This is a genomic window from Pseudomonas sp. XS1P51, assembly GCF_054897845.1.
Genome location: NZ_CM142707.1, coordinates 3,224,765 through 3,246,359, shown reverse-complemented (window position 1 = coordinate 3,246,359; position 21,595 = coordinate 3,224,765). Strand labels below are relative to the sequence as shown.

Annotated in this window: 15 protein-coding genes; 10 read left to right on the top strand and 5 right to left on the bottom strand. The window is 59.1% G+C overall.

The genetic code is table 11. From position 1 onward, the window contains the following. Nucleotides 1-5: 5 nt before the first annotated feature. Nucleotides 6-1,988 (bottom strand): bifunctional tRNA (5-methylaminomethyl-2-thiouridine)(34)-methyltransferase MnmC2/FAD-dependent 5-carboxymethylaminomethyl-2-thiouridine(34) oxidoreductase MnmC1, encoded by a 1,983-nt coding sequence (gene mnmC / locus ACYZUD_RS14980; RefSeq protein ID WP_462024692.1) that lies wholly within the window; start codon nt 1,986-1,988, stop codon nt 6-8. Nucleotides 1,989-2,148: 160 nt separating this feature from the next. Between mnmC and pap the strand changes: the two genes are divergently transcribed. The 3 genes from pap (at nt 2,149) to ACYZUD_RS14965 (ending at nt 6,218) form a co-directional block, all read left to right on the top strand. Then, a complete protein-coding gene (pap, locus tag ACYZUD_RS14975) occupies nt 2,149-3,663 on the top strand; it encodes a polyphosphate:AMP phosphotransferase (RefSeq protein WP_462024691.1) in 1,515 nt (504 codons plus the stop codon). Between the two features lie 102 nt (nt 3,664-3,765). Continuing rightward, nucleotides 3,766-4,950: a thiolase family protein gene (locus tag ACYZUD_RS14970; RefSeq protein WP_462024690.1), complete on the top strand. Its 1,185-nt coding sequence runs from the start codon at nt 3,766-3,768 to the stop codon at nt 4,948-4,950. A 308-nt stretch (nt 4,951-5,258) separates the two neighbouring features. After that, the gene (locus ACYZUD_RS14965) at nt 5,259-6,218 is read left to right on the top strand and encodes a DMT family transporter (protein ID WP_462024689.1); all 960 of its coding nucleotides are present in this window, start codon (nt 5,259-5,261) and stop codon (nt 6,216-6,218) included. A 123-nt stretch (nt 6,219-6,341) separates the two neighbouring features. On the opposite strand, the gene ACYZUD_RS14960 is transcribed toward ACYZUD_RS14965, so the two are convergent. Then, nucleotides 6,342-7,736: a class II fumarate hydratase gene (locus ACYZUD_RS14960; protein ID WP_462025046.1), complete on the bottom strand. Its 1,395-nt coding sequence runs from the start codon at nt 7,734-7,736 to the stop codon at nt 6,342-6,344. Between the two features lie 192 nt (nt 7,737-7,928). On the opposite strand from ACYZUD_RS14960, the gene ACYZUD_RS14955 reads away from it, so the two are divergent. From ACYZUD_RS14955 to ACYZUD_RS14935, 5 genes are all read left to right on the top strand, one after another. Further along, a complete protein-coding gene (locus ACYZUD_RS14955; protein ID WP_033055281.1) occupies nt 7,929-8,453 on the top strand; it encodes a DUF2059 domain-containing protein in 525 nt (174 codons plus the stop codon). A 12-nt stretch (nt 8,454-8,465) separates the two neighbouring features. Then, the gene (locus ACYZUD_RS14950; RefSeq protein WP_008151216.1) at nt 8,466-8,765 is read left to right on the top strand and encodes a BolA family protein; all 300 of its coding nucleotides are present in this window, start codon (nt 8,466-8,468) and stop codon (nt 8,763-8,765) included. Between the two features lie 219 nt (nt 8,766-8,984). Then, entirely contained in the window at nt 8,985-9,926 is a 942-nt protein-coding gene (trhO, locus tag ACYZUD_RS14945; protein ID WP_462024688.1) for an oxygen-dependent tRNA uridine(34) hydroxylase TrhO, read from the top strand. 39 nt (nt 9,927-9,965) lie between these two features. Beyond that, a complete protein-coding gene (locus ACYZUD_RS14940; RefSeq protein ID WP_462025045.1) occupies nt 9,966-10,568 on the top strand; it encodes a DsbA family protein in 603 nt (200 codons plus the stop codon). After that, nucleotides 10,561-12,378 (top strand): ABC transporter ATP-binding protein, encoded by a 1,818-nt coding sequence (locus ACYZUD_RS14935; protein WP_462024686.1) that lies wholly within the window; start codon nt 10,561-10,563, stop codon nt 12,376-12,378. Before ACYZUD_RS14940 ends, ACYZUD_RS14935 begins: the two co-directional genes overlap by 8 nt. A gap of 1 nt (nt 12,379) precedes the next feature. Here the strand turns inward: ACYZUD_RS14935 and ACYZUD_RS14930 are convergent, their stop codons facing one another. Further along, the gene (locus ACYZUD_RS14930) at nt 12,380-16,546 is read right to left on the bottom strand and encodes a hypothetical protein (RefSeq protein WP_462024685.1); all 4,167 of its coding nucleotides are present in this window, start codon (nt 16,544-16,546) and stop codon (nt 12,380-12,382) included. 219 nt (nt 16,547-16,765) lie between these two features. On the opposite strand from ACYZUD_RS14930, the gene ACYZUD_RS14925 reads away from it, so the two are divergent. After that, nucleotides 16,766-19,225 carry an EAL domain-containing protein gene (locus tag ACYZUD_RS14925; protein ID WP_462024684.1) on the top strand — a complete coding sequence of 820 codons (2,460 nt, stop codon included), beginning with the start codon at nt 16,766-16,768 and terminating at the stop codon, nt 19,223-19,225. A gap of 78 nt (nt 19,226-19,303) precedes the next feature. Continuing rightward, complete coding sequence (locus ACYZUD_RS14920) at nt 19,304-20,065, top strand: TenA family transcriptional regulator (protein ID WP_462024683.1); 762 nt, start codon at nt 19,304-19,306, stop codon at nt 20,063-20,065. An 81-nt stretch (nt 20,066-20,146) separates the two neighbouring features. Here ACYZUD_RS14920 and sugE read toward each other — a convergent pair whose 3' ends face one another. Beyond that, a complete protein-coding gene (gene sugE / locus ACYZUD_RS14915) occupies nt 20,147-20,461 on the bottom strand; it encodes a quaternary ammonium compound efflux SMR transporter SugE (protein WP_027922462.1) in 315 nt (104 codons plus the stop codon). A gap of 118 nt (nt 20,462-20,579) precedes the next feature. Further along, on the bottom strand, nt 20,580-21,545 hold the full coding sequence (locus ACYZUD_RS14910) for a bile acid:sodium symporter family protein (RefSeq protein ID WP_462024682.1): 966 nt from the start codon (nt 21,543-21,545) through the stop codon (nt 20,580-20,582). Nucleotides 21,546-21,595: the final 50 nt, after the last annotated feature.

Genomic DNA, 21,595 nt, shown 5'->3' with positions numbered 1-21,595 from the left:
AGCCGTCAGACTTTTCCGCGGATCAGTTTGCGAATGGCAAAACGATTGGGATGGCAAGCCTCGGCGACGGCCTTCGGCAGGGGCAATGGTTCGTTATCAAGCCATGCGGCCAGCAGCTCTCCAGAAAGCGGCGCGGTGATCAGGCCGCGAGAACCATGGCCGCTGTTGACGTAAAACCCCTCTAGCCAGGGGCAGGCAATATCCGGTACTTGCCGGGCATCTTTGCTCAGAGCGGCGTAGGCGTCGGCGAACGCTGCTTGTTCGGCCAACGGGCCGACGATCGGCAAATAGTCCGGGCTGGTGCAACGGAAAGCTGCGCGTCCTTCAAGTTGCTGCGGATCCAGATCCTGAACATGCAGGCGAGCGGCCAGGTCGGACGAGATCTCTTCGAGCAGGGCCAGGTTGCCGAGGTGTTCGGCGACGGTCAGGGTCAGATCATCGTTCTTGAAATCGAAACTGGCACCGAGTGTGTGCTCACCCACGCGAGCGGGTGCCACATAACCTTCGGCGCAGACAACGGTGGCCAGGTGCTGGCTTTGCGGGGTTTGTGCCAGCCGGGTGATTTGCCCGCGAATGCGTTTGAGCGGCAGGTCGGCGCTTTGGGGGAAACGCTGAATGTCGGCAGCACCGGCCAGCACCACGACTGGCGCGCTGGCGAGCAAGCGCTCTCCATCCCAGGCTTGCCACTGGCCAGCGGCCCTGCGCAGTTCAAGCACGTCGTGGTGCGCGAGCAGTTGAATATTCGGATGCGAAGCCTGCCATTGGCACAACGCCGGTGGATGAACCCAGCCGCCCTCGGGAAAGTACAGGCCGCCATGGTCGAGGCCGATACCGGCTTGAGCCTGCGCTTGGGGTTGATCCAGCAGGTGCAGCAAGTCGGCGGGGAACGCCGCCGCCAATTGCGCCTGACGCTCGGCCTCCTTGGCGTTGAAGGCCAGTTGCAGCACGCCGCAATCGTCCCAGTCGACACCCCGTTGCAACTGCTCAAGCACGCGTCGGGTGTGACCGAAACCACTGACGATCAATTGTGACAACGCCGTGCCGTGTGCCGAAAGCTTGAGGTACAACACGCCCTGAGGATTGCCTGAAGCTTCCTGCGCCAGCGCATCGTGACGCTCCAGCAGACTCACTTGCCAACCCCGCGCTGCAAGGCTGGCAGCGCTGGCGCAACCGGCCAGGCCAGCGCCGATCACCAGGGCATGTCGTTCGCCGGTCAGCGGCGTCGGACGCGCAAACCACGGTTTGGCCAATGCGGGCGCCTCTACCGATTCAGGCCAGCCAAGAAACACGCCTCGCAGGATTTCCCATTTGTGGCCGATGCCTGGCGTGCGCTTCATCTTGAAACCCGCCGCATTCAACAGGCGGCGCACCCAACCGGTGCTGGTGAACGTGCTGATGGTCGAGCCGGGTGCCGCCAGACGGGCCAGCTCGGCAAACAATTCGGCGGTCCACATGTCCGGGTTTTTCGCCGGAGCGAAACCGTCGAGAAACCAGGCGTCTATTTGGGCGTCCAGTTGAGGCAACTGCTCCAGTGCATCGCCGATCAGCAAGGTCAGCGTGACACGGCCATTGTCCAGCACCAGACGCTGAAAGCCCTGATGGATCGCCACGTATTGCGCCAGGAGTTGATCGGCAAATGGTTTGAGCTCCGGCCACAAGGCCAGCGCTCGCTGCAAATCAGGCAGGCTCAGCGGATACTTTTCGACACTCACAAAATGCAGTCGCGCACCGGCCACCGCGTGTTGCTCGAACACCTGCCAGGCACACAGGAAGTTCAGCCCCGTGCCGAAACCCGTCTCGCCGATGACCAGGCGCCCGCCTTCCGGCAACTCGGCAAAGCGTTCCGCCAAACGGTTCTGTTCGATGAACACATAGCGGGTTTCGTCCAGCCCCGACTTGTCGGAGAAATACACATCATCGAACACGCGAGAATACGGACGACCTTGGTCGTCCCAGTCGAGTTGGGCGTGGGGCAATACAGGTTTCATGGCAGGCTCGGCAACGGCAAGGCGGCCATTCTAGCCGATAGCCAGCGGGGTGCTTGATCCATGGCAACGTCCGGGGTGGCCCGAACAGCGAAAATGGGATTTCTCCCACACTGGAGAGGTCAATCCGCTAGTCTTGCTCAATCCAGGAAGGGAGCCGCCTATGTTCGAATCTGCCGAAATCGGCCACGTCATCGACAAAGAAACCTATGAAGCCGAAGTGCCGGCGCTGCGTGAAGCCTTGCTCGAAGCTCAGTTCGAACTTCAGCAGCAGAAACGCTTTCCGGTGATCATCCTGATCAACGGCGTCGAAGGCGCCGGCAAGGGTGAAACGGTCAAGCTACTCAACGAATGGATGGACCCGCGATTGATCGAGGTCCGCACGTTCGATCAGCAGACCGATGAAGAGCTGGCGCGACCGCCGGCCTGGCGCTACTGGCGGATGCTTCCGGCCAAGGGCCGCATGGGGATTTTCTTCGGCAACTGGTACAGCCAGATGTTGCAGGGCCGGGTTCATGGTGTGTTCAAGGATCCCAGGCTCGATCAAGGCATCAATGCGGCCGAGCGACTGGAGAAGATGCTGTGCGACGAAGGCGCGCTGATTTTCAAGTTCTGGTTTCACCTGTCCAAAAAACAAATGAAAGCGCGGCTCAAGGCCCTGGCCGATGACCCTCTGCACAGCTGGCGTATCAGCCCGCTGGACTGGCAGCAATCCGAGACTTACGACAAGTTCGTGAAGTATGGCGAACGTATTTTGCGTCGCACCAGTCGCGACTATGCACCGTGGCATGTGATTGCCGGGATGGACCCGCGCTATCGGAGCCTGGCGGTCGGCAAGATTCTGCTCGAAGGCCTGCAAAGTGCGTTGAAACGCCCCAGGATTCACCCGGATAAAGTCAGCGCCGCGCCATTGGCCAGCAGCGTCGATCAGGTGAACCTGCTCGACAGCCTGGACCTGACGCTGCACCTGGACAAGGACGATTATGAAGAGCAGTTGATCACCGAGCAGGCGCGGTTCTCCGGGTTGATGCGCGACAAACGCATGCGCCGCCACGCCTTGATCGCGGTGTTTGAAGGCAACGACGCGGCAGGCAAGGGCGGGGCGATCCGGCGGGTGGCCGCGGCGCTGGACCCGCGCCAATACAGCATCGTGCCGATCGCGGCGCCCACCGAAGAGGAACGGGCGCACCCGTATATGTGGCGTTTCTGGCGACATATTCCGGCGCGGGGCAAATTCACCGTGTTCGACCGGTCCTGGTACGGGCGGGTGCTGGTGGAACGCATCGAAGGCTTTTGCAGCAAGGCGGACTGGTTACGCGCCTACGGTGAGATCAACGACTTCGAAGAGCAGATCGCCGATGCCGGGGTGATCGTGGTCAAGTTCTGGCTGGCCATCGACAAACAGGCTCAACTGGAGCGGTTCGAGGAGCGCGAACAGATCCCTTTCAAGCGCTTCAAGATCACTGAAGATGACTGGCGCAATCGCGACAAGTGGGACGATTACCGGGCCGCGGTCGGCGACATGGTCGACCGCACCAGTACCGAGATCTCGGCCTGGACCCTGGTGGAAGCCAATGACAAGCGCTGGGCTCGTGTCAAAGTCCTGCGCACCCTCAACCAGGCATTGGAAGAGGCGTTCGTGAAATCCGACAAACAGGAGAAGAAGCGCAAGAAGTGAGGCGATGGTTACGCATACGCGAGGTGAATGATTGTCGCGGTTGGTCATTTGGGGGGCTTATGCTCGGTCCACTCTCAACCGACAACAACAATGAGGTATGCCATGCGTGAAGTGGTGATCGTCGACAGCGTACGGACCGGCCTGGCCAAATCCTTTCGCGGCAAGTTCAACCAGACCCGTCCGGACGACATGGCGGCTCACTGCGTCAATGCACTGCTGGCGCGCACGGGCATCGACCCGGCCAGCGTCGAAGATTGCATTGTCGGTGCTGGCTCCAACGAAGGCGCCCAGGGTTACAACATCGGTCGCAACGTCGCGGTGCTGTCGCGTCTGGGCATCGGCACCGCCGGCATGACCCTCAACCGTTTCTGTTCGTCGGGCTTGCAGGCGATCGCCATTGCCGCCAACCAGATCGCCTCGGGTTGCAGCGACATCATCGTCGCTGGTGGCGTCGAGTCCATCAGCCTGACCATGAAAAGCGTCAATACCGACAACCTGATCAACCCGCTGCTCAAAGAACAGGTGCCGGGCATCTACTTCCCGATGGGGCAGACCGCCGAAATCGTCGCACGTCGTTATAACCTCAGCCGCGAAGAACAGGATCTGTACGCCCTGCAAAGCCAGCAGCGTACGGCTCAGGCTCAGGCTGGCGGGTTGTTCGACGATGAGATCGTGCCGATGGCCGTGAAGTATCGCGTTGAAGACAAGGCCACAGGCCAGGTGCAAATCCTCGACGGCATCGTCGATCACGACGATTGCAACCGCCCGGACACCACGCTGCAAAGCCTGGCCGGTTTGAAACCGGTGTTTGCCGAGGACGGCTCGGTGACCGCCGGCAACTCTTCGCAACTGTCTGACGGCGCCTCCATGACCCTGGTGATGAGCCTGGAAAAAGCACTGGAGCTGGGGTTGAAACCCAAAGCCTTCTTCCGTGGTTTTGCCGTGGCGGGGTGCGAGCCGGATGAAATGGGCATCGGCCCGGTGTTCTCGGTGCCGAAGTTGCTCAAGGCCAAGGGTCTGCAGATTGCGGATATCGATTTGTGGGAGCTCAACGAAGCGTTCGCCTCACAGTGCCTGTACAGCCGCAATCGGCTGGAGATCGATAACGAGAAGTACAACGTCAATGGCGGCTCGATTTCCATCGGTCATCCGTTTGGCATGACCGGTTCGCGTCAGGTCGGGCATATCGTGCGTGAGTTGCAGCGGCGCAATTTGCGTTACGGCGTCGTCACCATGTGTGTTGGCGGTGGGATGGGGGCGACCGGGTTGTTTGAAGCGGTGCGTTAAGGTCGGAAAATCTGTGTTGGCTGATTAATCGCTATCGCGAGCAGGCTCGCTCCCACATTGGAATGCGATCAACTGTGCGAGCCTGCTCGCGAATGGCGCCGCCGCGGTATAGAGGTTCCTACGCAAAAGCGGCACCCGCTCGATGTAAGCCTCAATCGCCCGGGCCTGGTCAACTGATCGACGGCGCATCGCCAATTTACGGCTTCGACCTGCACAGTTTCATTTGCGGCCAGTCGCCAACTGCCCCTGTGTGCCGCCGGACAGTGAGCCTAGAATGGCGGTTCTCGCCACTGGGCTTCGGGGTACGCATGCACATTTCATCGGGTCGCTGGGTTTATGGTCTGTTCCTGGCCTTGTTGACCGCGTTGTTGTGGGGAATCCTGCCGATCAAACTCAAGCAAGTGCTGCTGGTGATGGACCCGGTAACGGTGACCTGGTTTCGCCTGATGGTGTCCGGCGGTTGCCTGTTCATTTACCTGGCGGCGACCAGACGCCTGCCGAGCCGCAAAGTCCTCGGCCCGCGCGGAGGCTGGCTGGTGTTGATGGCAGTACTCGGGCTGGTGGGTAACTACGTGCTGTATTTGATGGGCCTGAACCTGCTCAGCCCCGGCACCGCGCAACTGGTGGTGCAGATGGGCCCGATCATGTTGTTGATCGCCAGCCTGTTTGTGTTCAAGGAGCGGTTCAGCGTCGGGCAGGGGATCGGCTTGCTGGTGCTGCTGATCGGCTTCGCACTGTTTTTCAATCAGCGCTTGAGTGAGTTGCTCACTTCACTGACCGACTACACCGCCGGCGTGCTGTTGGTGTTGTTGGCGTCCACGGTCTGGACCTTCTACGCACTGGGCCAGAAGCAATTGCTCACGGTGTGGAATTCATTGCAGGTGATGATGGTGATCTACCTGTTTTGCGGGTTGTTGCTGACGCCGTGGGTTCATCCGCTGGAAGCGCTGCAACTGAATCCGCTGCAAGGCTGGTTGCTGTTGGCGTGCTGCATGAACACCCTGATTGCCTATGGCGCGTTTGCCGAGGCGTTGGCCCATTGGGAAGCTTCGCGGGTGAGTGCGACGCTGGCGATCACGCCATTGGTGACGTTCGCTGCGGTGGCCGTGGCCGCGTGGTTGTGGCCAGAGTTTGTGCATGCCGAGACGATCAACGGTCTGGGTTATGGCGGGGCGGTGTTGGTGGTGGTGGGGTCGGCGCTGGTGGCGTTGGGGCCTTCGTTGATCGCAGGGCTTCGGGCGCGGCGGATGCGGATGGAGGCCGGTTAGACCGCGTTATCGTTCATCGCGAGCAGGCTCGCTCCCACAGGTGACCGAGCTCTTTCAGGGAGGTGCGGTCAAAATTGTGGGCGCGAGCCTGCTCGCGATGGCGGATAACTGTCACTGCAAAACTTAACCCTTGGCACCGGCCTCCAGCATATTCTCCGGCCTTACCCACGCATCAAACTCTTCATCGGTCAGGTACCCCAGCTGCAACGCCGCTTCACGCAACGTCAGCCCTTCGGCGTAAGCCTTCTTGGCAATCTCCGCCGATTTGTCGTAGCCAATATGCGGGTTCAGCGCCGTCACCAGCATCAACCCACGTTCCAGGTGTTCAGCCATTTTCTCCGCATCCGGCTCAAGGCCAGCGATGCAGTGTTGCTGGAAGTTGCTGCAGCCATCGCCCAGCAGGCGGATCGATTGCAGCAGGTTATGAATGATCACCGGTTTGAACACGTTCAGTTGCAGGTGACCCTGGCTCGCAGCGAAACCGATGGCGACGTCGTTGCCCAGCACCTGGCACGCAAGCATCGACAGCGCTTCGCACTGGGTCGGGTTGACCTTGCCAGGCATGATCGAACTGCCGGGTTCGTTGGCCGGTAGTTTCACCTCGGCGAAACCGGCCCGCGGCCCGGAGCCCAGCAGGCGCAGGTCGTTGGCGATTTTCATCAGGGTCACGGCGAGGGTTTTCAGCGCGCCAGACAGGGTGGTCAGCGGTTCATGGCCCGCCAGGGCGGCGAACTTGTTCGGTGCGGTGACGAACGGCAGGCCGGAGAGGGCGGCCAGTTCGGAGGCGATTGCTTCGCCAAAGCCGTGAGGCGAATTCAGCCCGGTGCCGACCGCTGTGCCGCCCTGGGCCAGTTCGCAAACCGCAGGCAACGCGCTGCGGATCGCTCGTTCGGCGTAATCCAGTTGCGCGATGAACGCCGAGAGTTCCTGACCGAAGGTAATCGGTGTCGCATCCATCATGTGGGTACGGCCGGTCTTGACCAGCTTCATGTGCCGCGCGGACAACTCGGCCAACCCGCCAGACAGTTCGCTGATCGCCGGCAGCAAATGGTGCTGCACCGCTTGAGCGGCGGCGATGTGCATGGCGGTGGGGAAGCAGTCGTTGGAGCTCTGGGAGCGGTTGACGTGGTCGTTGGGGTGCACCGGGGTCTTGCCACCGCGCGGGTTGCCGGCCAGTTCGTTGGCGCGCCCGGCGATCACTTCGTTGACGTTCATGTTGCTCTGGGTGCCGCTGCCGGTCTGCCAGACCACCAACGGGAACTGGTCGTCGTGGCTGCCGTCGAGCACTTCGTCGGCGGCCTGTTCAATCAGCCGGGCGATGTCGGCGGGCAGGTCACCGTTGCGGTCATTGACCCGCGCCGCGGCTTTCTTGATCAGCGCCAACGCATGCAGCACCGCCAGCGGCATGCGTTCGTTGCCGATGGCGAAGTTAATCAGCGAGCGTTGCGTCTGAGCGCCCCAGTAGGCCTCATCCGGGACTTCCACCTGGCCAAGGCTGTCGGTTTCGATACGGCTCATCATGCACACTCCTGTCAGTCTGATAGCGCAGTTTAGGCCGTGATCGCCGGCCGTGGTTCCATCGGTCTGGATTTTGACCATTCAACCCCTCTAAATCAGGCCCGACAAGGCTTGGGGTTGAGCGACACACTTTTTTAGGCGCAGAATGGACGCCCTTGGGGTTTTACCTCGCCTGCTAGAAAAGGAAACTCGATGACTCGTCTTCGTGCCATCTGTACCGCGGTTGCACTGGTTTGCGCCAGCGGCCCTGTTTTTGCCGATACCGCCAGCCACAACGCCAGTGCCGAAGCTTTCCTGACCCTGGCGCACGCTGACAAATTGGGCACTCCGGTGTACATGCAAGTGCAGCAAATGTTCGCTCAGCGCTTTGAACAGACCAAAGCCCCCGAATCGAAAAAAGCCTTGCTGGAAACCTACCAGGCCAAAGCCAACGCCGCTCTGGACCAAGCCATTGGCTGGAACAAGCTGAAGCCGGACATGGTCAAGCTGTACACCACCAACTTCAGCGAATCCGAGCTCAAAGACCTGGTCGCGTTCTACCAGTCGCCACTGGGCAAGAAAGTCCTGGAAAAAATGCCGCAGCTGACCCAGCAATCGGCCCAGATGACCCAAGCCAAGCTGGAAAGCGCAGTGCCTGTGGTCAACAAACTGCTGGCTGACATGACGGCCGAGCTGGAGCCTAAAGGCGCCGCCGCTCCAGCCAAGAAAAAGCCTTAAGCGGAGTTCGGCATGACCATGCAACAACGCATCGAATCGACGCTGGGCCTGTTGCAGCCGCAGCATCTGCAAGTGCTGGATGAAAGCCACATGCACAGCCGTGGGTTGCAAACCCACTTCAAGGCCGTGGTGGTCAGCCAGCAGTTCGAAGGGCTCAACCGCGTCAAGCGTCATCAGAAAGTCTACGGTACGCTCGGCGAACTGATGGGCGAGTTCCATGCGTTGGCGCTGCATACCTACACGCCAGAGGAATGGGCGCAGATCGACGCAGCTCCGGCCTCGCCAACCTGTGCCGGCGGCAGCAAGCATTAAGATCAAAAGATCGTCCGAACGCGGCCCGAGCCTGCGGCAGTTCCTACGGGGTTGCGCAGGATCGGGCTTTTGTAGGAGCTGCCGCAGGCTGCGATCTTGGCCATCTAAAGCCAATCGCTGCCGGTTTTGCTAGAATCCGCAACGCGCCGCTTACCCGGCGCGTTTTTTTTTTCGCATCCGGTTCACCCTTTACGAGGGTAGCCACCTGGAGAATCACCCATGACACAACAGATTGTCGTGGCGGCACTGTATAAGTTCGTCACCCTGGAAGATTACGTCGCCCTGCGCGAGCCACTGCTGCAAGCGATGGTCGACAATGGCATCAAAGGCACGCTGCTGATCGCCGAAGAAGGCATCAACGGCACCGTGTCCGGCAGCCGCGAAGGCATTGACGGGCTGATGGCCTGGCTCAAGAACGACCCGCGCATGGACGACATCGACCACAAAGAGTCGTACTGCGACGAGCAGCCGTTCTATCGCACCAAAGTCAAACTCAAGAAAGAAATCGTCACCCTCGGCGTCGAAGGCGTGGACCCGAACAAAAAGGTCGGCACCTACGTCGATCCAGAGAACTGGAACGCGTTGATCAGCGATCCGGAAGTGCTGTTGATCGATACCCGCAACGACTACGAAGTCTCGATCGGTACCTTCGAAGGCGCCATCGACCCGAAGACCACCAGTTTTCGCGAATTTCCCGACTACATCAAAGCCCACTTCGACCCGGCCGTGCACAAGAAAGTCGCGATGTTCTGCACCGGCGGCATTCGCTGCGAAAAGGCGTCGAGCTACATGCTCAGCCAGGGTTTCGACGAGGTCTACCACCTCAAGGGCGGCATTCTGAAGTACCTCGAAGAGGTGCCGCAGGAAGAGACCAAATGGCAGGGCGACTGCTTCGTGTTCGATAACCGCGTGACCGTTCGTCATGACCTCAGCGAAGGTGACTACGATCAATGTCACGCCTGTCGTACACCGGTTAGCGTCGAAGACCGCGCGTCCGAGCACTACGTGGCCGGCATCAGCTGCCCGCATTGCTGGGATAAGCTGAGTGAGAAAACCCGCCGCAGCGCCATCGACCGGCAAAAGCAGATCGAACTGGCCAAGGCGCGCAACCTGCCTCACCCGATCGGCTACAACTACAAGCAAACCCCTTCCGAGGCTTGAATCATGTCTGCGCAACGCCTGCTCTATGTGATGGACCCGATGTGTTCCTGGTGCTGGGGCTTTGCGCCAGTGGCCAATGCGCTGGTCGAGCAGGCGCAGGCGGCAGGCGTGGACGTGCATCTGGTGGTGGGCGGTTTGCGCACCGGCAGCGGTTCGGCACTGGAGCCGACTACCCGGCGCTACATCCTTGAACATTGGCAGGCGGTCACTGAGGCCACCGGCCAACCGTTCAAAATCGAAGGTGCGTTGCCTGACGGTTTTGTCTACGACACCGAGCCTGCCTGTCGGGCACTGGTCACCGCGCGCAGTCTGGCGCCGGATTGTGCGTGGAAACTGCTCGGGCTGATTCAGCACGCGTTTTACGCAGAAGGCCGCGACGTCACCCACGCCAGTGTGCTGGTGGAGCTGGCGGAGCAAGCCGGTCTGCCGCGCATCGAGTTCGCCGCCGCGTTTGATCGTGCGGATCAGCACGCCGCAACCGCTGCCGATTTCACGTGGGTGCAGGACCTGGGCATTGCCGGTTTCCCTACCTTGCTGGCTGAGCGTGATGGTCAATTGGCGTTGTTGACCAATGGCTATCAGCCTCTCAGCGTATTGTCACCGCTGCTCGGCCGCTGGCTGGAGCGCGCTGCCTGTGCATGACCTGCCCGACGACACCCCCACCGCTGCACGTGTCGACCGTCTGAGCTGGGCGGAAATCCGTCGCCTCGCCCTGCATCACAAAAAATCCCTGTGGATCGCCAATGGCGTGGCCGTGCTGGCGACCCTGTGCAGCGTGCCGATCCCCTTGCTCTTGCCGTTGCTGGTGGACGAAGTGCTGCTGGGCCACGGTGACGCGGCGCTGAAGGTGATGAACCACGCGCTGCCCGAAGGCTGGCAGAAAGCGGCGGGCTACATCGGCCTGATGCTGCTCGTGACCTTGTTGCTGCGCTGTGGCGCCTTGCTCTTCAATGTGGTGCAGGCAAAGTTGTTCGCGGCACTGGCCAAAGACATTGTTTATCGCATTCGCACACGGCTGATCGAGCGGCTCAAGCGCATTTCCCTGGGGGAATACGAAAGCCTGGGCAGCGGCACGGTGACCACGCACCTGGTCACCGACCTGGATACCGTGGACAAATTCGTCGGCGAAACCCTCAGCCGATTCCTCGTCGCCATGCTGACCCTGGTCGGCACCGCGAGCATTCTGATCTGGATGCACTGGAAGCTGGCGTTGCTGATCATGCTGTTCAACCCGCTGGTGATCTACGCCACGGTGCTGCTGGGCAAACGGGTCAAACACCTGAAGAAACTCGAGAACGACAGCACCTCGCGTTTCACCCAGGCACTGACGGAAACCCTCGATTCGATTCAGGAAGTACGCGCCGGTAACCGTCAGGGTTTCTTCCTCGGTCGCCTCGGCCAACGCGCCCGGGAAGTACGCGATTACGCGGTGACCTCGCAGTGGAAAACCGATGCCTCGAACCGCGCCAGCGGCTTGCTGTTCCAGTTTGGTATCGATATTTTTCGCGCCGCGGCGATGCTCACGGTGCTGTTCTCTGACCTCTCCATCGGCCAGATGCTGGCGGTGTTCAGCTACCTGTGGTTCATGATCGGTCCGGTGGAACAGCTGCTGAATCTGCAATACGCCTACTACGCCGCCGGTGGCGCGCTGTCGCGGATCAACGAACTGCTGGCCCGAGCCGATGAGCCTGAATACCCCGGTGGTGTAGACCCGTTCAACGGTCGTGAAACCGTTGGCATCGAAGTCCAGGGATTGAGTTTCGGTTACGGCGACGAGCTGGTGTTGAATCAGATGAACCTGTCGATCGCTCCTGGTGAAAAAGTCGCGATTGTCGGCGCCAGCGGCGGTGGCAAAAGTACCTTGGTGCAATTGCTGCTGGGCTTGTACACACCGCTGGCCGGGACGATCCGCTTCGGCGGTTCGACCCAGCAGGAAATCGGTCTGGAAACGGTTCGCGAAAATGTCGCCGTGGTTCTGCAACACCCGGCGCTGTTCAACGACACCATTCGTGCCAACCTGACCATGGGCCGCGAGCGCAGCGACGAAGCCTGCTGGCAAGCGCTGGAAATTGCGCAGCTGCACCAGACCGTTCGAGACCTGCCCAACGGCCTGGACAGTATTGTCGGGCGTTCCGGCGTGCGTTTGTCCGGCGGTCAGCGCCAACGCCTGGCGATTGCACGGATGGTGCTGGCCGAACCGAAAGTGGTGATCCTCGACGAGGCCACCTCGGCGCTGGATGCCGCCACCGAGTACAACCTGCATCAGGCACTGGCGCGGTTTCTAAGCCACCGTACCACGCTGATCATTGCGCACCGCTTGTCTGCGGTGAAGCAGGCCGACCGCGTGCTGGTGTTCGATGGTGGGCAAATTGCCGAGGATGGCGACCACCAGCAGTTGATTGCCGAGGGTGGTTTGTACGCCAAACTGTATGGGCATTTGCAGCAACATTAGATCAGTGCCACAGGACGTTCAGCGCATTTTCACCGCCATCGAAACCGAATTCCTTGATAACAACTGAACAGGATTCGCAGGGTGGCATGGTGGTGGCGACGTTAACCGTTTCGATCGATCCGGGATCGGGGTATTTTTCGCGAATCACGCTGATCAACTTGCTTTCGCTGTCCAGTGACGTGGGCTTGCGAGTCAGTGTCGGGCTATAGCTTTCAATTTCTTTTATTGTCGCTGGCACAGCGAGTAATTTGCCTTCATCAGACACACGGAGTGATGTGCTGGGAAAAACTTCGTTCATATCAACATTGAAGTAGGTCGTTTCACCAACCTTGACCTGATCTGCGCCAAGATTATGTCTGAACAAAGGCAGATGTCCGGTCGCCCCCTGCGCTCCCGAAACACTTACATAAACCTCCCGCTTCCCGGTGGCGGTGACTACTTCGGCATAGGCGATGTTTCTAGCATTGAACGGGCGCTCGTGACGAGGGATAAGGTTCTGAAGCTTATCCATCGTGCTGTCGATCCTCAATGCGCTGTCGGGATTCTTCAGCACGATGCTCGGTTCAAGGAACAATGTATCGAACACTTCCACTGTTCTTTGACGGAAGGCTTCTGGTGCGACCTTGCTGCGCGACCAGCTTGTCGCACCTTTCGGCAGCTGGGTGACAATCATTCGGGTCGAGTGATCGAACAGCACCGCTTCGCCTGGACTGGTATCGACCTTGAGCAGCTTGAGCGTATCGGGCGGGTTCACGTGGCCGCCAATCGGAATGGCAATTTCGTCCATTGTTTTCAACGCACGTTCCACCGCTTCCGTACCGTGAATCCTTGCCATATTGTTGGCATTCAACGATCCGGCGTAGACAGTCAGCAATTCTGCTTTGAGATCTTCCGGTAATGTGGACGCTTTCTTGAAATTCAGCGTGTCTCTTATGCTTTGACCTTGTGCCAGTTCGGCGACGTAAAAATTTCCTGCATCCAGTCGGGTGAACACATAGCGCTTCGAATCGTCCATCGCCGGGATGATGGTGGCACCGGCCTCGAAGGTATCAAATTGATTCTGGGTCCCGTAGGGAATACTCACCTTGATCCTGCCATAAATCCCTTTTTGGAATTCCACTGTGGCCGGGAGCCGACTTTTTTTCTTCAAGGTTTTCAGCAACATCGCCCGATCCGCAATGGCCGGCGTATAGATACTGTCTCCGAACCACGGCGCCCAGCCTTTGCTTTCGTCGACACTGCCAGTGGCCGGCGTCGGTGCCGGATCACGGGTGACGAATGTGGTCGTGCATACCTTGGCACCCGGGCTACGTCGTACCCGGCAAGGCAAGGGTCTGAACATCGCCTGATCATCAATCAAGTCGGCACGGCGCAGTTGGTTGCCGTCCAGACGATAGGGAATGTCATCAACGAACAGCGTGGTTCGACCATTGACCTCAAGTACTTCACGGACATGGGCGTGTTCCGGGAGTTCTACCAGGACATGGGATTCGGTAGGCGGTAACGTTTTGAAGGTTGACCGGCCCTGTATGAGGTTGTCGCTGTGATTGTGCAGGCGGGGGCCATAGGGCAAGGACGTCACCGGGTCGACGGGGTGGAATCGGGTCAGGTCCGACGGGCTGGTATTGCGCACAAGTACATCATCGACACCGTTGACCGTTGCCAGGCGATCATTGCTTGTCAGCGGCTTCCAGCGCCCCGGATCGGTTGTCTGGGGCAGGTTATGCACCAGTCGATAGCTGTCGGCGTGTCCTGTCAGTTTCTTGAACCCGCTAACACCAATGCGTCCCGCCGTGCGCAGTCCTTTCCACGCACCGCTTCCCATTGTCTTGAGTAGTGTCGGAATCCCGCCCAGCGGATTGAGGTTGCTCAGCGAAGTAGTCAGGAGTTTTCGGGTCAATGTTGAAAAGGAAGGCAGACTTGCTTTGACGGTCATACGCGAGGCTGTGGCCCCGGCCCGGATCAACCGCACCGAGCCCGACATGAATTTCCCGACAGGGGTGAGGAATGAAGCCAGGTCCAGCACGAGTCCGGCCACGCCTATGAGTATCTGGTCAATTTTGCCCGACAAAATGTCCTCGATACTGCCCCAGAAAGGCACAAACCCTTTGGCTACTTCTATGGCCGTATTGACCCGTTGTTCGCTTCTAGTCCTGATGATGTCGAATGCCGTCATGCCGCGGGCCTGGGTATGCAACTGCTGTTCATCGACGAACAGGAAATTCGTTGCAATGTAGTGGGCCACTTCATTCAAGCGGGCAGATGCCTGCGTTGTCACTTCGCTAACGGCTGCGTTTGGCGATACAGCCGCGGGCACGTTACCTACCTCGCCGAGGATCGCTATGCAGTGCGCCCTGTCAGCGGGCTGTGTGCCATTTAAGTGAGCGGCCCAATCGAGAAGCAGCGTAGTGCTGATTTCGGCAGTATATGTTTGTCCGGGGATCGAGGCGTGCAACGGGAACGTGGTGCGAACCCCGTTGACTGTTGAAACTCTCAGGTGGGGGCGGCAACGAATGACGCCAGCACTCGGGATCAGTTCGTAATAGGTGATTTCATGATTGTAGGTCACCTGTAGAACGAAACCTTTTCTTGGCCGGATGTCGCCCCTTACCTTGATCAGATTTTCTTCCAAGTGCAGGCTCAGCAAGCGGACGTCACCCCATTCAAGGGCTTGGCGGTCGGCCAGTGGCAGTGAGGTCAGTAGACTGGTGATCAGGGTCTGATAGGCCGGCCTGACTTTCGAGAGGTAGTTTGTGAAGTCTGTTTCAAACTGTTTGTTGATATCAGGCAGCGTCTTGCCACCGTATGTGGTAATAACGCGCCTTTCGATCCCCATTTGATCTTTGCGAAACTCTTCATGTTGCAGAGTTCGCTTGTCGTCGATCTTAATCCAGCGACTTGTTCGTGTTTTCCCGTCGGACTGGGTTACAAACCATTTTCTCTTGTCATCGAATTGGCCGTCGGCATAGACATCCAGGAATGCATAGCCTGGCAGCTTCAATGAGGGCGTGTCTCTGGATCCGCCGCTCGGTGGGTCATCGCGCAGCAACTTGCGCCCGTCCGATTCGAACATTGCATCGCCAAACAGATCATCCTTTACCCGTTTGGCCATCTTCAGTCTTTCAGGGGGCGGCAAATCCAGTGTCATAACGGCGTTGTTCAGGCTCTCGCTATGGCTTTCCAAAGCCGCCATCGCCCGTTTCATATCATCTTCGTCGTAATCGGATTTTGTTCGCGATTGAACGATGCCGCAGCAGACCGCCCATTCCAGTGCCGGCCCCATCCTCAATCGCGCAATTTGCTCAAGTTGTTCGGGCGAGGCGTCGGCGCTCCGGGCCAGGGGCAAGTCGACGAGTTGTTGAAAGGACAGCGTTTGCAATCGATCAAGGCCGAGTTCATCTGCCAGCAGCACGCCGTGCATGAAGTTCACCCACACCACCGAACTCTTGTAAGGAAGGTCGGACGGGATATCGCGCACAGCGAAGTCCTTTGAGAGGCGGGTCTCGAACGCTCGCGCGAGAAAGGCCGCCTCTTTTGCATCAGTGACCCGTTTGGTGCGCAGCAAGTGCTGTTCAAAATCGTTTCGCAGGGTCTGGTAGCTTTTGCCCCAGTGAGCCGTGTCTTGCCAGCGGAATCCGGCGACTTCCTGCGGCTCATCCGCTGACGGGGCGTGCAAGTAAAGGCATATGGCTTTGCAAACCAGTTGATGGCGCACGGACGCCGAAGTCTGTTCGCCAGGGCCTGTGCCATACCACTTGAGCGTCCTGAGCAACCTGTCGCCCAGCTCTTTTGCTTCGACCGTGTTCAGTATTCGCTGGAGGAATACAGATGGCGTCGCGCGCAGTTGATCCATGGAGGCGGAAGCCAGTACAGAGGCGCCGAGATGACCGATTAACGAACGCTTGCCATTCAGGAAAGCCTTCACGATGTCGGTGATTTGGGCATTGATGCGTTTTGCCGTGAAAGTGTCGATGGTCATGTGTTGCGCGAGGTTGGGGGCCGCGCGCTGAATAGCCTTGAACCCTCTTCGATCCTGGGCAGTGGGGCGCAGGCCCAAGCCTTCGATATCCGGGCCATCGTCGAGTCCCAGGGCCTGTCTGGCGCGAAATTCTTCGTCCGCCGGTGACAGGGGGCGTTGATCAGGTGAAGGTAAAGACGTCTCTGTCATGTTGCACTCCTTTGAAAGGGTTCCCGCAACGGATAGGGGGAGCCCGAAGTGCCCAGTAAACAGATCTCCAGACCGGCTTTGGCGGTATATATCTATAGGGGGCGCACGTGTACGGCATTGAGCCCGATCCTCTGCTTGCCGGAACCGGGAACGCACCCTAGTCTAGCTGTAGCGATCACGTCGGGATGCTGATCTGGCAGTGCTAAAACAAGGGACCTCATGAATCAAACGCGGACTCTCGGAACGCCACGGTTGCTGGGCATCGTCTGGCCATTTATCGCCGTCGTGCTGTTTCAAGCGCTGTTGGGTGGTGTCAGCCTGTACGTGTTGTCGGCGGTTCGCGGCTATGTAGCCGGTGAAAGCCTGTGGTCCAAGGGCCAGAAAGACGCCATTTATTACCTCAATCTCTACGCCGACAGTCGCGACGAGACGATATTCAATAAGTACCAGAACGCGATTGCCGTACCGCAGGGTGGTCACGAGTTGCGTCTGGCGCTGGACCATCAGCCACCGGATATCGAGGCGGCACGCCTGGCGATCCTCAAGGGTGGCAACCACCCGGATGACGTTGCCAGTGTGATCTGGCTGTACCTGAACTTCCGGCACTTCAGTTACCTCGAGAAAGCCATCGACCTCTGGACGGTGGGCGACGCGTACCTGGTACGTCTCGATGACGTTGCGCGGGATATGCATCAACGCATCACGCTCGGTCAGGCCACCGATGCCGATATCAAGCGCTGGAAGGACCAGATATTTGTCATCAACGATGGCGTGACACCGGCGGCGAAGGCCTTCAGTGACGCCTTGGGCGAAGGCTCGCGGATGATCCTGCGGCTGTTGCTGGTGACCAACCTCGCTACGGCCCTGGGCCTGATTGCACTGGCCCTGATGCGCACCCACAAGCTGCTCAAGCAGCGCCATGCGTTCGCCGATGCACTGCAGTTGGAGAAAGACCGGGCGCAAATCACCCTGCAATCGATCGGCGATGGCGTGATCACCACGAATGTCGAGGGTGCGATTGCCTACATGAACCCCGCCGCCGAGGCGTTGACTCACTGGAAGGCCGAACACGCGACGGGTCTGCCACTGGCAGCGCTGTTCAATCTGCTGGACGAGAACGCTCAGGCCGATGGGTTTACGCTGATCGAGCGCATCTTGAGCGGTCAACTCAGTGGGGGCAGCGAACACTCCAAATTGATTCAACGCCTGGATGGCAGCACGGTGTCGGTCACGTTGGTCGGTGCGCCGATCAGCAACGCCGGCAAGGTCAGCGGTACCGTGCTGGTGCTGCACGACATGACCCAGGAGCGGCAATACATCGCCAATTTGTCCTGGCAGGCGACGCATGACGCCTTGACCGGGCTCGCCAACCGTCGCGAGTTCGAGTATCGCCTGGAACAGGCGCTGCACCATCTGACGCGGCAGTCGGGGCGCCATGCCCTGATGTTCCTCGATCTGGATCAGTTCAAACTGGTCAACGATACCTGCGGCCACGCGGCAGGTGACGAGTTGTTGCGGCATATCTGTGCATTGTTGCAATCCGGTTTGCGCGAAAGCGATACCCTGGCCCGGCTGGGCGGCGACGAGTTTGGCATCCTTCTGGAGAACTGTGCCCCGGAGGCCGCGGAGAAAATCGCCGAGAGCCTGCGTCAGACCGTGCAAAATCTGCACTTTGTCTGGAAAGGCCGCCCGTTCGTGACCACCGTGAGCATCGGGCTGGTGCATGTCGCGCAGAATCCGACCACCCTCGAAGCGTCGCTGCGCGCGGCCGACATGGCCTGCTACATGGCCAAGGAAAAGGGCCGCAACCGGGTTCAGGTCTATCACGCCGATGATTCGGAACTGTCCCTGCGCTTCGGCGAGATGGCCTGGGTGCAGCGCTTGCACATGGCGCTGGAAGAAGACCGCTTTTGTCTGTACGCCCAGGAAATCGCGGCCCTGGGTCATGTCGAGCAGGGTGGCGGGCATATCGAAATTCTGCTGCGCCTGCATGACGAAGCCGGGCGCATGATATTGCCCGACAGTTTTATTCCGGCCGCCGAACGTTATGGCCTCATGACTTCCCTTGACCGCTGGGTAGTGCAGAACGTTTTCAAGGTTATTGCCCAATGCATGGCCGAACAGCGCAAAGGGCCGTTAGCGATGTGTGCGATTAATCTGTCAGGCACAACTATCGGAGATGAGGCGTTTCTGGACTTCTTGCGTGAACAGTTTGTTGCTTATTCAATTCCGCCTGAAATGATTTGTTTTGAAATCACTGAAACCAGCGCTATATCCAATCTTGGAAGTGCAATCAGATTTATTAATGAACTCAAAGGGTTAGGTTGTCACTTTTCGTTGGATGATTTTTGCGCCGGTATGTCCTCATTCGCGTACTTGAAACATTTGCCTGTAGACTTCCTGAAGATCGACGGGAGTTTCGTAAAGGATATGCTGGACGACCCGATTAACCGCGCCATGGTCGAAGTGATCAATCACATCGGTCATGTCATGGGTAAGCGTACGATTGCCGAGTTTGTTGAGACACCCCAGATCGAGCAGGCATTGCTGGAGATCGGGGTCGATTACGCTCAAGGGTATGTGATTGAACGCCCGCATCTGTTTACCTGCGATAGTTTGCAAAGTCGTCCTGCCAGGCCTCAGCCTTTGTTATTCAAGGCACCTGGCACGTTCCGTTGAAATCTCTTGCTGATCCTTACAATCACAATCAAAAGGAACCCGACAGTGATCGATGCATTCAACCGAACCGGACCCCTCATGGAAGCTGCAAGTTACCCCGCCTGGGCTCAGCAACTGATCCAGGATTGCAGCGAGAGTAAACGCCGGGTTGTCGAACACGAATTGTATAGGCGCATGCGTGATAACAAACTCGGCGCAAAGACCATGCGTCACTACCTGATTGGTGGCTGGCCGGTGGTCGAACAGTTCGCGTTATATATGGCACAGAACCTGACCAAGACCCGTTTTGCCCGTCATCCCGGCGAGGACATGGCGCGTCGCTGGCTGATGCGCAACATACGCGTCGAATTGAACCATGCCGATTACTGGGTGCACTGGAGCCGTGCTCACGGTGTCAGCCTGGAGGATCTGCAAGCGCAACAAGTTGCCCCTGAACTTCACGCCTTGAGTCACTGGTGCTGGCACACCAGTTCGGCGGATTCGCTGATCGTTGCCATTGCCGCCACCAACTACGCCATCGAGGGGGCGACCGGGGAGTGGTCGGCGCTGGTGTGTTCCAATGGCATCTACCCCGCATCGTTCCCCGAGGAAGAGCGCAAGCGGGCCATGAAGTGGTTGAAGATGCACGCCCAGTATGACGATGCCCATCCGTGGGAGGCGCTGGAAATCATCTGTACGCTGGCAGGCACCAACCCAAGTAAATCCCTGCAAGTGGAATTGCGTCAGGCCGTCTGCAAAAGCTACGACTACATGTTCCTGTTCCTGGAACGCTGCATGCAGCTTGAGCATGCGGAAAAGGCCCTGGTGAAGCGCGAGCGTATGGCGCTGGCCGAAAGCTGATCGGTTTTCACTTCAATAAAAAAGCCCGCTCCCCTTGGTCTGTGTCGATAAGGGGGTGGGCTTTTTCGTAGTGGCAAATAACTAGGCGCTGACTTTCAGTCCAACCAGCCCGGCAATGATCAACGCCACACTGGCCAGCCGGAACAGCGCCATCGACTCACCAAACAGAATGATCCCGGCGATCACCGTCCCGACTGCGCCCACACCCGTCCAGATGGCATAGGCCGTACCCAGCGGCAGTTCCTTCATGGCAAGGCCAAGCAGGCCAAGGCTGATGGCCATGGCGGCGACGGTCAATGCGGTGGGGAGAGGGCGGCTGAAACCGTCGGTGTATTTCAGGCCGACGGCCCAGCCCACTTCGAACAGGCCGGCAAAAAACAGAATGATCCAGGACATGAGAGACCTCCGTCGATTGACGGGGTCGTCCCCAGATTAATGACTCGATCGAGCCGCGAGGTCGTCCTCGCGTTGCGCAGTATAGTGCCCATCATTAACCTGGGGATCAAGTTTCAGGTCAGTCTGTGGCCTGCTGAGCCGCTATTTCCCGATCTTCTTTCTCGCTCATGCGGCGGAAGTACGTCGAGAGTAACGCCCCGGAGATGTTGTGCCAGACGCTGAACAATGCGCTCGGCACCGCCGCCAGCGGCGAGAAGTGCGCACTGGCCAGGGCAGCACCCAACCCGGAGTTCTGCATGCCGACTTCCAGTGCCAGGGATTTACGCTGGGCCAGCGGCAGCTTGAACAGGCGTCCGGTGAAATACCCCAGCAGATAGCCGAAGCTGTTGTGCAACATCACCACGGCCATGATCAGCAGGCCGGACTCGGCAATCTTCGCCTGGCTGGCGGCAACGACGGCGGTGACGATGATCACGATGCTCACCACAGACACCAGCGGCAACACCTCCACCGCATGGCGAACCCGATCACCGAGCAGGCGCTGAGCGACCACACCGAGCACGATTGGCAACAGCACCACTTGCAGGATCGACCAGAACAGCTCCATGAAGGACACCGGCAACCAGGCCGAGGCCAGCAGCCAGATCAGTGCCGGCGTCAGCAGTGGAGCGAGGAGGGTGGTGACGGCGGCGATGGCCACCGACAGCGCCAGATCCCCACGGGCCAGCCAGGTCATCACGTTCGACGAGGTGCCGCTTGGGCAGCAGCCGACCAGGATGACGCCGACGGCGATCTCCGGCGGCAAATGGAAGACCTGGCAGAGCAACCACGCCACACCGGGCATGATCACGAAATGGGCAACCACGCCCAGGGCCACGCGCCACGGATGGCGAGCGACTTCGGCGAAGTCTTCGAGCTTGAGGGTCAGGCCCATGCCGAACATCACCAGCCCCAGCAGCGGAACGATGGCGCCTTTGAGACCGATGAACCATGCGGGTTGCAGGAACGCCACGACGGCGAAAATCAATACCCAGTAAGCAAAGGTGTTGCCGACAAAACGACTCAATGCAGCCAGTGCACGCATGGCCTGATCCTTATTTAAGTAACACCACAAAAACAATGTAGGAGCGAGCC